Genomic DNA, 13,409 nt, shown 5'->3' with positions numbered 1-13,409 from the left:
AGGACATGTCCAAAATACTGATCATAGATGACGAAGCGGCTATTCGCAGTTCGCTAAAGGAAATTCTCGAATACGAAGACTACAAAGTAGACGATGCCGAAGACGGGCCATCGGCCATCACAAAGGCAACAAAAACGAAGTATGATTGCATTTTCTGCGACATTAAAATGCCAAAAATGGACGGCATCGAAGTACTCGAGAAACTCAAGGAAAAGGATGTTGAAAGTCCTGTCATCATGATCTCCGGACACGGAACAGTGGAAACTGCCGTGGAAGCATTGAAAAAAGGCGCTTTTGATTTCATCCAAAAACCACTCGACCTCAATCGCATTTTGGTTACTCTCCGCAATGCACTGGATCAATCTTCACTTATTGAGGAAACCAAGGTGTTACGGCAGAAAGTAAATAAGAAATTTTCATCGAGCATTATTGGCGAATCTGAGCCAATCATGAAGATCAAAGAAATGATCGAAACAGTTGCTCCCACCGATGCCCGTGTGATGATCACTGGAGAAAACGGAACCGGAAAAGAACTCGTTGCGCGCCAGCTTCACGAAAAAAGTAGCCGTGCAAAAAGTCCGTTTATCGAAGTCAACTGCGCAGCCATTCCATCAGAGCTTATCGAAAGTGAACTTTTTGGACACGAAAAAGGCGCTTTTACTTCTGCAGTAAAACAGCGCAAAGGCAAGTTTGAGCAAGCGAATGGCGGAACTCTTTTTCTGGACGAAATAGGCGACATGAGTTTGCCGGCTCAGGCCAAGGTGCTTCGTGCTTTGCAGGAAAACAAGATCAGCCGTGTTGGAGGCGACAAAGACATCAAAGTGGATGTGCGAGTAGTGGCTGCTACAAACAAAAACGTAAAGAAAGAAATCGAAGAAGGAAACTTCCGCGAAGACCTCTACCACCGCCTGAGCGTGATTTTGATTCAGGTTCCGGCCTTGAGGGAAAGAAAAGAAGATATCCCCTTATTAGCCGATTTTTTTATTGATCAGATTTGCAAAGAGTATGGCATTGCCCCAAAAGAAATTTCTAAAAAGGCTATTGAGGAGCTTCAAAAAGGCAAGTGGACAGGTAATATTCGTGAGTTCAGAAATGTGATTGAAAGACTCATCATTTTGTGCCCCAAGAAAATCGATGCAGAGGACGTCAACGCTTACGCTCAGCCGTCTTTGACTTAGATCTTTTTACCCGGATAAAACCCTTTCTTTACGCAAGCTCAAAGTCAAGGTTACATTTCCACAGGCAACCCAAATAATTTGGCCTCGTCTTATTAGTAGAATCAAAAGATACTGACTTCTAAGCCGATACAAACCTTTAAAATTATTTTGCCATGGAGACTTTAAGTAACATTTACAACGCATTTATAAATACCGTAGGACCAGGCGGGGTTCTTCTCATCATTTTCATGCTTCTAATTGGAGTAGTTGCCAAGTGGAAGTTGTTCGCAAAAGCTGATCAACCAGCACTAGCAGCATTTATTCCAATTTACGATTTGATTGCTGCTCTAAGAATGGTAGGCCGCCCGGACAAGCACATTTTGTACTTCCTGATTCCGGTATTCAATGTTTTCTTTGGTTTCAAGCTTTTGATCGAAGTTGCACAAAGCTTCGGTAAGTTTCAGAAAGTCGACTACTTCCTTGTAGTGCTTTTCAACATCTTCTACATGTTCAACCTCGGGTTGTCGTACGAAGAAGAATACGAAGGCCCTGTTTACGGAAAGCCGATCGAAGACTTGAAATTAAGACACTCGCAACAACTAGCTTAAATACTGTTTAGCTTTACTCAGGGCGGAGGCCAACCCTTCCGGATTTTTACCTCCGGCAGTGGCAAAAAATGGTTGGCCACCTCCACCTCCCTGAATCTCTTTGGCCAGCTCGCGGACAATGTTGCCCGCGTGCAGGCCTTTTTCTTTTACAAGGTTCTCCGAAATCCCACAAGTGAGCAGCGCCTTTCCATCTTGCTCCGTTCCAAAAATTACAAAGAGGTTTTCCTGACGCTCGTTTTTCAACTGAAACACCAAATCTTTTACGTCTGCCGGAGATAGGTCGATTTTCTTCGACAAGAACTTCACCCCAGACAGCTCTTCGAATTCATTTTGCAACTCACCTTTCAGATTCTTCGCTTTCTCCCTGTTTAGCTTTTCGATCGTTTTAGTAAGCTCCTCATTCTTCGAAATCAGATCGCTAACGGCTTTTGGAAGATCGTTGCTACCTTTGATCATCTGCTTGAGTTCATTCAATGTCTTCTCGTGATCTTTCACAAATTCATCAGCGCGTTCTCCAGTAACGGCCTCCACTCTTCGGATTCCTGAAGCCACAGAAGTTTCATTAGTGATTTTGAAGAAGCCGATGTTTCCGGTTGCTGGAAGGTGTGTACCTCCACAGAGTTCTCTTGACTCGCCAAAGCCAATCACTCGAACAAGGTCACCGTATTTTTCTCCAAAAAGCATCATCGCGCCCATTTCCTTCGCCTCTTCTATGGGTACTGCGCGATACTCATCTTTATCGTGATTCTCACGAATTCTGCGATTTACCAATTGCTCAACTTTATCCAGCTCCTCATCTGTCACCTTAGAAAAGTGAGAGAAGTCGAATCTCAGGTAGTCAGGGTGAACCAAAGAACCTTTCTGCTCCACGTGATCACCGAGGACTTCTCTAAGTGCCTGGTGAAGCAGGTGTGTAGCTGTGTGATTCCTTGCCGTTTCATTTCTACGTTGACGATCTACTGTAGCCTGAAATGTAGCTTCGGGATTTTTCGGAAGCTTTTCAGCAAAATGAATAATCAGGTTATTTTCCTTCTTAGTGTCGACAATTCGGATCGTCTCTTTTTCATTTTGGATAACTCCAGCATCGCCAATCTGACCACCTCCTTCAGCGTAAAAAGGAGTGCGATCGAAAACCAGCTGGTAGCTCGTTTTCTTTTTCGCTTTCACTTCCCTGTAGCGCGTTATATTCACTTCTGATGAAAGCTGGTCGTAGCCAACGAAGTCTTCTTTTTCATCCGGTCGAACCACTACCCAGTCGCCAGCCTCAATCTTCGTTGCCGCACGAGAACGATCTTTTTGCTCTTCCAGGTGTTTTTCAAACGCTTTCTGATCGATTTCCATTCCCGATTCAGCTGCAATCAGAGCTGTGAGGTCTACCGGAAACCCATAAGTATCGTAAAGTTCGAAAACCGCTTTTCCATCGAGCTGCTTACCTCTAGTTGAAGCGATGAGTTGCTCGAGACGATCAATTCCTTTGTCGAGTGTGCGGAGAAAACTCTCCTCCTCTTCCTTAATTGCTTTTTCAACCAGTTTTTTCTGTGAATTCAGCTCTGGGAAAAACTCTCCCATTTGACGTTCAAGGACGTCAACCAACTTGTAGATAAACGGCTCTTTCATTCCCAGGTAGCTGTAGCCATAGCGGATTGCTCTTCGCAAGATCCTACGAATTACATAACCCGCTCCAGTGTTCGAAGGCATTTGGCCATCTGCAACTGCAAAAGCAACTGCCCTCACGTGATCACTGATTACTCTGAAAGCCACATCTTGTTTACTATCCGAACGGCCGTATTTTTTCGATGAGATTTTTTCAATCGCCTCGATGAGCGGAGTAAAGATATCAGTGTCGTAGTTCGATTTTTTATCCTGAAGAGCAACAGCCAGGCGCTCAAAACCCATCCCGGTATCGATGTGTTTTGCCGGAAGGTTCACCAATGAGCCATCAGCCTTCCGGCTCTTTTCCATGAAAACCAGGTTCCAAATTTCGATCACCTGCGGATGATCCTGGTTCACCAGTGTTTTTGCATCAACTTTTTTTCTTTCCTCATCGCTGCGCAAATCCACATGAATCTCCGATGCTGGTCCACAAGGTCCCGTATCGCCCATTTCCCAAAAGTTGTCCTTTTTATCTCCTGAGAGTATGCGGTCTTTTGGAACAATGTCGAGCCATATCTTTTCCGCCTCCTCATCTCTCGGCAACCCATCGAAATCATCCCCCTCGAAAACGGTGACGTACAAGCGATCTTTATCGATTTTGTAAACATCCGTCAGTAGTTCCCACGCCCATTCAATTGCTTCTTTTTTGAAGTAGTCTCCAAAGCTCCAATTTCCCAACATCTCAAACATGGTGTGGTGATAGGTGTCCACTCCCACCTCTTCGAGATCGTTGTGTTTTCCAGAAACGCGAAGACATTTCTGAGAATCGACAACACGCTGACTTTTAGGCTCTACGTTACCTAGAATTACATCCTTAAACTGATTCATTCCGGCATTGGTGAACATCAGTGTTGGATCGTCTTTAATTACCATCGGAGCCGAAGGAACAATCGAGTGTCCTTTTGATTCGAAAAAATCTAAGAAAGTCTTTCTGATATCTCTGGATGTCATGGAATTGAGAGCGTTTTGCGTTTCGTAAACCTGTTTAGGTTAAAATCCGTTAAATAGTAGTGGCCCGGTTCGGGCGATTGCAAATGTAGCTGATTTTGGATAATTTTACCCCTTCGAAATTCGAAGGTATAACCTTTAAAATATGGCGAAAGCGAAGTATAAGTACAACCCACATACACTTACTTACGACAAGGTAGAGCGCACTTTTAAAGACCGCTTGCTAATCGCATTAAAGTACCTGGCAGTCTTCGCTCTGATTTCGACAATTTCCATTACCGCATTCAATGCTCTTTTCGAAAGTCCAAAAGAAGTGGCTCTCCGCAGAGAAGTCCAGTTTTTGAACAATCAAATCGAGGTAATGAATGCAGAGCTCGATACGCTCAACAGCTTCGCAACCGACCTTCGACAAAAAGACGATGACGTTTACCGAAATATTTTTGGGGCAGATCGCTATCCGGCACACCTTCGAAAGCCTGGTATTGGTGGGGTTGACAGATACAAAAAACTCAAAGGTTACGACAACAGTGACGAAATTGTAGAAACGAAAAAGCGCATTTCAAAACTTCAGCGACAGCTAGTAGCTCAATCGAAATCGCTTGAGGAAGTTTTTGAGATGGCTCAGAAGAAAACAGAAATGCTTTCTTCGATTCCGGCAATTCAGCCTGTGCGGAACGAAGATCTTCGAAGAGTGGCATCGGGCTACGGCCGAAGAATTCACCCGATTTACAAAATCCCAAAAATGCACTACGGGCTCGACTTTTCAGCCGGAACAGGAACAGAGATTTACGCCACAGGTGATGGAGTTGTAGAAGATGTACAGTACGACAGAACCGGGTTTGGAAAACACGTGATCATTCGCCATGGCTACGGCTATGAAACGCTTTACGCACACATGAGTGAACCAAAAGTGAGAAGAGGTCAAAAAGTAAAACGCGGACAGGTGATCGGACTTGTCGGCAACACCGGAACATCAGTCGGTTCTCACCTGCACTACGAAGTGCGCAAAGACGGTGAGCGTGTAAATCCAGGCTACTATTTCTTCAACGATCTCACTCCTGAGCAGTACGAAAAGCTGCTGAAGAAGGCCTCTGAAGCGAATCAGTCGCTGGATTAAAGATTTGTTGAAAATCAGTTTTCGAACTACAAAATAATTTTCAAAAAACAGGGTCTTCTAAAAGGAGGCCCTATTTTTTTGATATTTGTTAGTTCAAAAGCCACGAGCAACTCATGCCCTACAAAGAGAAAGAAGTCGAGAAAAGATACTACTCCATCAGTGAGGTGGCTGAGGTTTTTGATGTCAACACTTCGCTGATACGATTTTGGGAAAAAGAGTTTGACATCATCAAACCGAAAAAGAACAAGAAAGGCAACAGGCTCTTCACACCGAAAGACCTGGAGAATTTTCATGTAATTTTTCACCTGGTTAAAGAACGCGGATTCACCCTGGAAGGTGCTCGCAAAAAACTCCGCGACAACAAAGAAGAAACGATCGAACAAGCTGAGATTGTGAAGAGGCTGAAGTCGATTAAAGCTTTCCTAATTGACCTGAAAGAGAATTTATAGCCCGTCTCTTTTCTTTTTGAAGAAATCCAGTATCAAGGTCCTGCATTCTTCTTCCATCAATCCTCCACTCCACTTTGTTTTTGGGTGAAGTACATCTTTACCCGCGGCAGTTAGGAAACCTCTTTTTTCATCGTGAGCTCCAAAGACAATTCGTCCAACTCGCGTCCAGAAAGCCGCTCCGGCACACATCACGCAAGGTTCGAGTGTAACGTAAAGCGTGCATTTGTCGAGGTACTTTCCATTTAGAAATTCGGAGGCTGCGGTGAACGCTTGCATCTCAGCATGGGCTGTAAAATCGTGAAGTCGCTCGGTGTAGTTGTGAGCACGGGCGATGATTTGCCCTCCGATAGTTATGACAGCGCCAACAGGGATTTCGTCCATTGCCAGTGCCGCTTCGGCTTCTTTCAAAGCCATTTTCATGAAATGCTCATCTGTGGGTTTTTCCAGCATCTTTCTCCTACTTTAATTTTTTTTAAAATGCCCTCTCCAACCAGTTTTCAATCTGCTTTTGCAAAGATGGAATTTCCTGTTTGGGAAATGGCCTCACCTCAGTTGCCTTTTTTAAATCCATCGACTTCTGATCCTGAACTTCGCAAAATTTCGACCAGTGCTTTGCCAAATATTTCTGCTCCGTTTGACCTGGCGTTGGAATCAAAACCGCTCCTTTACCTAAAGCAAACAAGTCCATTAAAGTAGAATAACCCGGTCGGCAAGTGATCACCTTCGACCTTCGCAGAAACGATTCCAACTCAAGGCCACCGAGGTAGTTGATTTGCTCAATGCCTGACTCTTTCGACTTTCCCTCACTATCTGGTTTTCCACAAATCAAAACTCTTTTACCTTCCAGCCCAAGAAACTCTTTGAAAACCTCTTTTTCGAAATGTGTCCTTTGCGGCTCAGGGCCAGAAATCAAAGCGAGGTAATCGATCGGAGCTTCTTCCTCTTTCTGCTCAGACTCGCTATCAGAAAACCTACTCAGTGGTCCGACAAATCGAACGTTTTCGGGAATACCTTTTCCATGCGAAAGCTTGCCCGACAAATTTGGAGATCCCTCAAAATCGGGCACCCAGCATTCATTGAAATTCTTTACAAAGCCTCTCACAATTTTTCTGAGCCAACCGCGAAGTGGCAGCGGAGCCTGGATGTTTAATTGGTGGGTAATCAACACAGTGGGAATTTCAGGGTGATGAAGCCCATAGCGATTGTCGCTGATCACTGCATCGATTTGGTGTTCTTTCACCATCTTTTTGAGTACTTCATTTTCTTCCCTGATAGATCTAAAAACAGCACCGCTCTTCTTGATTAAATGCCAGGCAAAGCTTCCCTTTACTGGGTGCGTCATTCCGTAGTCCGGAAAGTCAATCAACTCCAAATCCGGAAAGGTGATTCGCAAAAAGTCGGCAGAGCGTCCACTGGCAGCGAGAATCACCTCTAGCTCTAAATTCACGAGGCAGTTGATGATCGGCACGCACCGTGTGGCATGACCAAGTCCCCAGTTGAGAGGAGCTACCAAAACTTTTTTGCTTTCCCTTTTCACACGACAAACTTAGCAGATAAACGTGCCATTAAGAAAATCTTCAATTGGCTAAATTTGCATGCTGAGAAAAGAAGCCATGGGAAAAGACAAGCTTAGAAAATTCGCTGAAAACAAAACGTTTGATCACGTGATCGAACCGGAAGTGAAGGCGTTCATCGACAACGACCACCCGAAAAAAGGAAAGTGGAAATCGGAGGTCTTTGGAAACGAAAACCCTATCACTCTCGAGTTGGGCTGTGGCAAAGGAGAATACACCGTAGGTCTGGCGAAGAGATTCCCCGAAAGAAACTTTATCGGTGTCGACATCAAAGGTGCACGCATTTGGAGAGGAGCCAAAACAGTCGAAGAGCAAAACATCGAAAACGTGGCTTTTCTCAGAACCAAAATCGAATTTATCGACCGGTTCTTTGAGAAGAATGAGGTGGATGAGATTTGGCTGACTTTTAGCGATCCACAACCCAAGGACGACAAAGGATCAAAGAGACTTTCTTCACCCAAATTCCTGGAGCGCTACCGCAAATTTGTGAAGCCCGGGGGAATCATCAACGTGAAAACAGACAGCAGGCTTTTTTACGACTACACATTGGAAGTAGTGGAAGAAGAAGGGCTGGAGTTACTGATTCACAACGACAACATTTACGAAGGATTCCTGAGCACCCTGGATCAAGAAATGCAGGATATCCTTTCGATCCGCACTTTCTATGAGCAAAAGTGGCTGGGTGAGGGCATTCCGATCAAATACATCAAATTTAAACTCTGATGGCCTACAGCGAAAGGACACAGAATTTCTTTAAAGACGTGTTTGAAGTTGCCAAACTCATCCCCGAAGGACGAGTGACTTCCTACGGTGCCATTGCCAAATATCTCGGCTCTGCCAGGTCCTCGCGAATGGTAGGCTGGGCCATGAACGCCAGTTTCTCTCATCCCGAACCTGTCCCCGCTCACAGAGTTGTAAATCGACAGGGAATACTCACTGGCAAAAGCCACTTCCCTACTCCGTTTGAAATGGCCGATCGGCTTGAGGCAGAAGGAATAAAAGTCAAAGATGACAAGGTAGTCGAGTTCGAAAAACATTTCTGGGATCCTACGGTTGAACTCGCGCTGTAGCGCTACTTTAGTGAGTGAACAAATCGCCACGAAAAGAGCTATGGCATAAGGCGAGAATGCCTTAAATTTGCAAGCAATATGAGCATATCCAAAGAAGCGGTAAAAGAAGCGTTGGGCAACGTAATCGAGCCCGACCTGAAAAAAGATATTGTAGAGCTCAACCTCGTAGAAAGCATTGAGGTTGAAGGACAAACCATCAAATTGGTTGTTCAGGTGAGCAACCCGGCCATGCACTCCAGAAAACGCATGGAAGAGGCTTGCGAGTTTGCCATCCACAGAGTGCTCGGTGACGAGTGGACAGTGGAGACTGAGGTGAAAGCACTCGACAAAGAGGGCAAATCTGCCGACACCCGAAAAGTACTTCCCGGAGTTAAAAATATTATTGCAGTGGCTTCAGGTAAAGGTGGAGTTGGAAAATCTACTGTTGCCGCAAACCTCGCTGCAGGTCTAGCCAAAAAAGGCCACTCAGTGGGATTAATTGATGCCGATATCTACGGTCCTTCAATGCCGATGATGTTTGACCTGGTTTACGAAAAACCAAAAACCATTGAGAAGGAAGGTAAGCAGTACATAGAGCCATTGGAGAACTACGGAGTGAAGATGCTTTCGATCGGATTTTTTGCCGATCCAACAGAAGCCATCGTTTGGCGCGGGCCAATGGCCAGTAAAGCACTCAACCAAATGTTTACCGATGCCTGGTGGGGACCGCTCGACTACATGATCGTTGACCTGCCTCCGGGAACCGGAGACATCCACCTTTCGCTGGTGCAGGTTGTGCCACTCACCGGTGCGGTTATCGTTAGCACACCACAGGAAGTAGCTCTGGCAGATGCCAAAAAAGGAGTTAGCATGTTCCGACTGGACTCTATCAATGTACCAGTAGTCGGACTGATTGAAAACATGTCGTACTTCAGCTCACCTGACGGCAGCGGTGAAAAGCACTACTTGTTTGGGAAGGAAGGAGTGCGAAATCTGGCGGAAGACACAAATGTTCCATTCCTCGGTGAAGTGCCGATCATTCAAAGCATTCGCGAAGCTGGGGATGTAGGCCGCCCAGCTGTACTTCAGGAAAACACATCGTCTGCTCAGGTTTTTGATCAAATCATTGATAACTTTGAAAAAGAGGTTAAGAACAGAAATGAAAACCAGGATCCAACCAAAGCGGTGAAGGTTTCCATGCAATACCCAAAATAACATGTCAGAAAAAGATCTGAAAGAACGCGTTGAAAATTCACTTAGGGACTTGCGCCCTTATCTCAAGGCCGATGGTGGCGACATCACCCTGGTTGAGATCACCGAAGACAATCGCGCTTTGGTAGAGCTTCACGGAGCTTGCAGCAGCTGCTCCATGAGCATGATGACCATGAAGGCAGGTGTGGAAGAAGCGATTAAGAAAAATGCACCTCAAATCACAAGCGTAGAAGCTGTGAATATGCCTGACCCAGAGACAGCAACTCCTTTTGGAAAATAATACTGCCCGCTCTCAAGAACGGGCAGTTAATAAACTCTTTTAAAGCTCATCTGGAATTATTCCACGATGAGCTTTTTTATGGCCATTCGTGAGCCTTCCACAACTTTCAGCAAATAAAGACCGCTTGCAAAGTCAGCATTTTCGACTTTCAAAGTTCCAGTCTCTGGCTCAATCGTTCTATCAAAAACGATCCTTCCTGACAAGGTCATAACTTTCACCTCACAAACTTGTGCTCCCACTCCTTCGATCGTAAATTTTCCAGAAGTTGGGTTTGGATAGACTTTCGGTGAAAACTTCTCTTCCTGCAAGTCTTCAATATCAGTGATTACGCTAATAACAGTCACATCATTTGCCACGCAGCCATTTTCGGCAGTCACATAAACTGAAAACTGTTGCTCTCCATCGATGTCATCCGCAGATATTTCGATCGTTTGAGTTTCCTCACCAGTGTTCCACGAATAGGAGACGAACCCTGGTCCAGCGTCCAAAATGATTGAACCTCCTTCTGGAATTTCGTAAGGCCCTCCCAGCTCCACTTCCGGACCTTGCAAGACAGTGTATTCCTGAGACTGCTCGCTTTCACCTGTATCGTCAGTGACGGTTAGAGTCACAGTATAATCACCTGGCTCGTTATAAATGTGAAAAGGATTCTGAGCTTCTGAAGTTGAGCCATCGCCAAAATCCCAAAGCCATGTTTCCGGATCTCCGGTAGACTGATCGGAAAAAGTAACTGCATTTCCCGTGCAACCGCTTTCTGACGGATCTATGAAAAATTCTGCAGCAAGTGGCAGCTCCTCAGAAACGTTGATCGTGATAGTTTCTTCATCACATTCAAGCGGTTCGCAGGCCGTGTTACAAGCAGTAACTGTCACCTGGTAAACTCCAGGCTCTGTGAAAAGGTGAGCCACATTGAAGCCCTCGCCTGTCTGACCGTCATCAAAATCCCAGGTCACCTGATCGGCATTTCCACCTGTAAAATTGAACTGCACCTCAATGTCTTCCTCGCCAAGAGGAATCTGCGGGTTTTGTGATGATGCCGTGAAACTTGCTTCAGGAGTGAGGCACTGCACGATATCGAGATATTCGATCGAGCTTATTACAGTTGATTGATCCTCGGGAAAAACATCTACAACCACAGTAAGCAAAGGCAATCCATGATCGGGATGGAACCAACGGTACTCCAGAAATTCGCGCGGTGTTGGAATTGGAAACCCCTGGAAAAAAATGGTGTCGTTGGCAACAACTTCAGACTCCATCAAAATGGTGTTTTCGAAAGTACCAAACGGAGTGATTAAAGTCCCGTAAGACGAGACCTCATTCTCTCGAACCTGATTGTTTACCAGCTGGGCGTTGAAGCCCAGAGGCGAAAGGTCGACTTCGAACTGACGACTGCTTTGATTGACGTCTCCATATTCTATCGGGAAACGATAGAGAGTATCAGGAGTGTCGTAAGTTACGGTGTAAGGAACCTGACCTCCGTCTTCTGTGTTGAAAGTGATTCCAGCTATCGTTTCAATAAAATAGGAGTCCACTTTATTGTAGTGGAAAATTGGGTTTTCGGTATCCACCTGTTCATTGTCCAGCGCAGGGATAGACTGAGGCAAAGCCATATTCGTCAGTTCATTCCATTCCTCCTCGCATCCCAAAAAGTCTCCTCCTTCAAGAAGACAGTTGGCGTAGAATGGTGCAAAGTATCCAGCGTCATCTGGATTGAGAAACATTCTCGTTTCCTGAACCTGAGGCTCTAGATTGGAATAATCCCACGTTACGCCTTCACCAGAGATACTAAGATCTAGAGACTGAAATTCAGTTGGGTCGGCAACACTTACCAGAAACGTATCATCCAGCGTTGCAAAGTCAGAATATTCATAAGCTGACTGTGAGAATGAGCTCATCATTCCCAGGGTCAGTGCTAATAGTGTAAGTAAAAATCGGTTCATCCTGTTGAGATTTTAGTTTTTCAAGAAAGTTTTTTGAATTGAGGTGTTTTCGGTTCTAAAATGCAGCACGTAAAATCCATCGGCAAGTGAGTTCACGTTTATCCTGACTTCATCTCCTGTTGGGTTAAGCTTTGCGCTCTTCACTCTTACTCCACGTGCATCATAAATATCGTAATTCAGCGCTTTGGCTCTTTCACCCCATCTCAAAAATATTTCGTCTTTAGTCGGGTTGGGGTAAACCTCCAGTTGAATTTGACTGGCCGCTATTTCGTTTACCGAAACTTCCAACTCCCGGTAATCACAGTCCAGGGAAATTTCCGGGCAAACCAGACTTCCGAGAAAGTTACTCATTATTGATCGAGTAGTGTCGTATGCCAGTGCATTTGATGCGTGTGGCACGTGGCCGGCACCCTGATAAATTTCGAAGCAGTGGGCAATTCCCAGTTCTTCTGCTTTAGCATCGACAGCTTCGCTACCATCCACTTCTGTCACAAAAAACTGATTCAAAAAGTATAGTGAGTCACTAGAAAAAGGGACCGTCTGATCGTTGGTTCCGTGAAAGTTGCAAACAGGCTCGTCCTCAGGTTCCATCCAGGTTGTGTCTTTGAGTGCTCCAGCGATATTTACCACTCCGATTACGTCAGAAGAGTAGTCCGGATTTCCACTTTCACCATCTATTCCTCCACCAAGACCCGGCTGGTTGAAGTCTACCACATCTGGGATTTCACTTTCCTCGTCCATGTAGGCATGATGCAAAGTGATGAACCCTCCAGCAGAAACACCTGCAGCAACAATCCGATCCTGATCGATGTTGTATGGATTTCCATCTTCCTGATAAGTCTTTCTGAAGAACCTAACTGCAGCCTTAAAGTCATGAACGCCACGAAGAACGGCTTCAGTAAGAACTCCCTCGAGGTTGTCGAAAGAAAGAGTGATTCCGAGGCGGTAATCGATAGAAGCCACGGTGTACCCCATTTTGGCAAAATCCATACAGAGCGGAACAACGTCCTGTCCATCGCGGTTTCCACCCACAAAGCTACCTCCGTGAACCATAATAAGAAGTGGCCTCTCTTCGAGATCATCGCCCACTGGTTGATAAACATCGAGCAACAGTTCCTGCTCAATTCCCTGGTAGGTAACATTGTTTCCGAAAGGAATTGCCTCGGTTACTTCCACATCCGTAAAAACGAGGTTGAGGTATCGGTTACCATCGCATTGCGAAAAGGCTGTTGAAAAAATTGAAGTAAAAGCAAATAGAAAGGTTAGTCGAAGAAATGATTTCATAGTGTATGTATTTAGCCCCTGAAAGTACCAACAATAGTTGATTCTGACAAATCCGAAACATTGGTGAAAGCTGGTTGTTTTAGGGTTTGATGAAGGATTATCAGATCCTAAAAATCAATTATTTTTGCAACAAAATTT

Annotated in this window: 13 protein-coding genes; 8 read left to right on the top strand and 5 right to left on the bottom strand. The window is 45.1% G+C overall.

Translation table 11 applies throughout. The annotated features are described in order from the left end of the window. Positions 1-5: 5 nt before the first annotated feature. Both ABHV44_RS06660 and ABHV44_RS06655 read left to right on the top strand, forming a co-directional pair. Positions 6-1,178: a sigma-54-dependent transcriptional regulator gene (locus tag ABHV44_RS06660; protein WP_459073889.1), complete on the top strand. Its 1,173-nt coding sequence runs from the start codon at positions 6-8 to the stop codon at positions 1,176-1,178. 152 nt (positions 1,179-1,330) lie between these two features. Beyond that, the gene (locus ABHV44_RS06655; protein WP_459073888.1) at positions 1,331-1,765 is read left to right on the top strand and encodes a DUF5684 domain-containing protein; all 435 of its coding nucleotides are present in this window, start codon (positions 1,331-1,333) and stop codon (positions 1,763-1,765) included. On the opposite strand, the gene alaS is transcribed toward ABHV44_RS06655, so the two are convergent. Beyond that, the gene (alaS, locus tag ABHV44_RS06650; RefSeq protein ID WP_459073887.1) at positions 1,757-4,369 is read right to left on the bottom strand and encodes an alanine--tRNA ligase; all 2,613 of its coding nucleotides are present in this window, start codon (positions 4,367-4,369) and stop codon (positions 1,757-1,759) included. The two genes, ABHV44_RS06655 and alaS, sit on opposite strands and share 9 nt — an antisense overlap. A gap of 142 nt (positions 4,370-4,511) precedes the next feature. On the opposite strand from alaS, the gene ABHV44_RS06645 reads away from it, so the two are divergent. After that, the gene (locus ABHV44_RS06645) at positions 4,512-5,483 is read left to right on the top strand and encodes a M23 family metallopeptidase (protein ID WP_459073886.1); all 972 of its coding nucleotides are present in this window, start codon (positions 4,512-4,514) and stop codon (positions 5,481-5,483) included. A 113-nt stretch (positions 5,484-5,596) separates the two neighbouring features. Next, on the top strand, positions 5,597-5,932 hold the full coding sequence (locus ABHV44_RS06640) for a MerR family transcriptional regulator (RefSeq protein WP_459073885.1): 336 nt from the start codon (positions 5,597-5,599) through the stop codon (positions 5,930-5,932). Here the strand turns inward: ABHV44_RS06640 and ABHV44_RS06635 are convergent. Beyond that, positions 5,927-6,382 (bottom strand): nucleoside deaminase, encoded by a 456-nt coding sequence (locus tag ABHV44_RS06635; RefSeq protein ID WP_459073884.1) that lies wholly within the window; start codon positions 6,380-6,382, stop codon positions 5,927-5,929. The two genes, ABHV44_RS06640 and ABHV44_RS06635, sit on opposite strands and share 6 nt — an antisense overlap. 22 nt (positions 6,383-6,404) lie before the next feature. Then, positions 6,405-7,469, bottom strand: a complete 1,065-nt coding sequence (locus ABHV44_RS06630) for a glycosyltransferase (RefSeq protein WP_459073883.1) — start codon at positions 7,467-7,469, stop codon at positions 6,405-6,407. A gap of 58 nt (positions 7,470-7,527) precedes the next feature. Here ABHV44_RS06630 and trmB point away from each other — a divergent pair, with 58 nt between their 5' ends. The 4 genes from trmB (at position 7,528) to ABHV44_RS06610 (ending at position 10,047) form a co-directional block, all read left to right on the top strand. Beyond that, positions 7,528-8,229 (top strand): tRNA (guanosine(46)-N7)-methyltransferase TrmB, encoded by a 702-nt coding sequence (trmB, locus tag ABHV44_RS06625; RefSeq protein WP_459073882.1) that lies wholly within the window; start codon positions 7,528-7,530, stop codon positions 8,227-8,229. After that, the gene (locus tag ABHV44_RS06620) at positions 8,229-8,576 is read left to right on the top strand and encodes an MGMT family protein (protein WP_459073881.1); all 348 of its coding nucleotides are present in this window, start codon (positions 8,229-8,231) and stop codon (positions 8,574-8,576) included. The genes trmB and ABHV44_RS06620 overlap by 1 nt, the downstream gene beginning before the upstream one ends. Positions 8,577-8,654: 78 nt before the next feature. Beyond that, the gene (locus ABHV44_RS06615) at positions 8,655-9,770 is read left to right on the top strand and encodes an Mrp/NBP35 family ATP-binding protein (RefSeq protein WP_459073880.1); all 1,116 of its coding nucleotides are present in this window, start codon (positions 8,655-8,657) and stop codon (positions 9,768-9,770) included. A gap of 1 nt (position 9,771) precedes the next feature. Then, the gene (locus tag ABHV44_RS06610) at positions 9,772-10,047 is read left to right on the top strand and encodes a NifU family protein (RefSeq protein WP_459073879.1); all 276 of its coding nucleotides are present in this window, start codon (positions 9,772-9,774) and stop codon (positions 10,045-10,047) included. Between the two features lie 56 nt (positions 10,048-10,103). On the opposite strand, the gene ABHV44_RS06605 is transcribed toward ABHV44_RS06610, so the two are convergent. Both ABHV44_RS06605 and ABHV44_RS06600 read right to left on the bottom strand, forming a co-directional pair. Beyond that, positions 10,104-11,987 carry a T9SS type A sorting domain-containing protein gene (locus ABHV44_RS06605; protein WP_459073878.1) on the bottom strand — a complete coding sequence of 628 codons (1,884 nt, stop codon included), beginning with the start codon at positions 11,985-11,987 and terminating at the stop codon, positions 10,104-10,106. A gap of 12 nt (positions 11,988-11,999) precedes the next feature. Next, the gene (locus tag ABHV44_RS06600; RefSeq protein ID WP_459073877.1) at positions 12,000-13,271 is read right to left on the bottom strand and encodes a T9SS type A sorting domain-containing protein; all 1,272 of its coding nucleotides are present in this window, start codon (positions 13,269-13,271) and stop codon (positions 12,000-12,002) included. Positions 13,272-13,409 lie beyond the last annotated feature (138 nt).

It is taken from the genome of Halocola ammonii, from assembly GCF_049334165.1.
GTDB lineage: Bacteria > Bacteroidota > Bacteroidia > Flavobacteriales_D > Sanyastnellaceae > JBEGHD01.
This window is presented reverse-complemented; position numbering and strand designations above follow the sequence as displayed.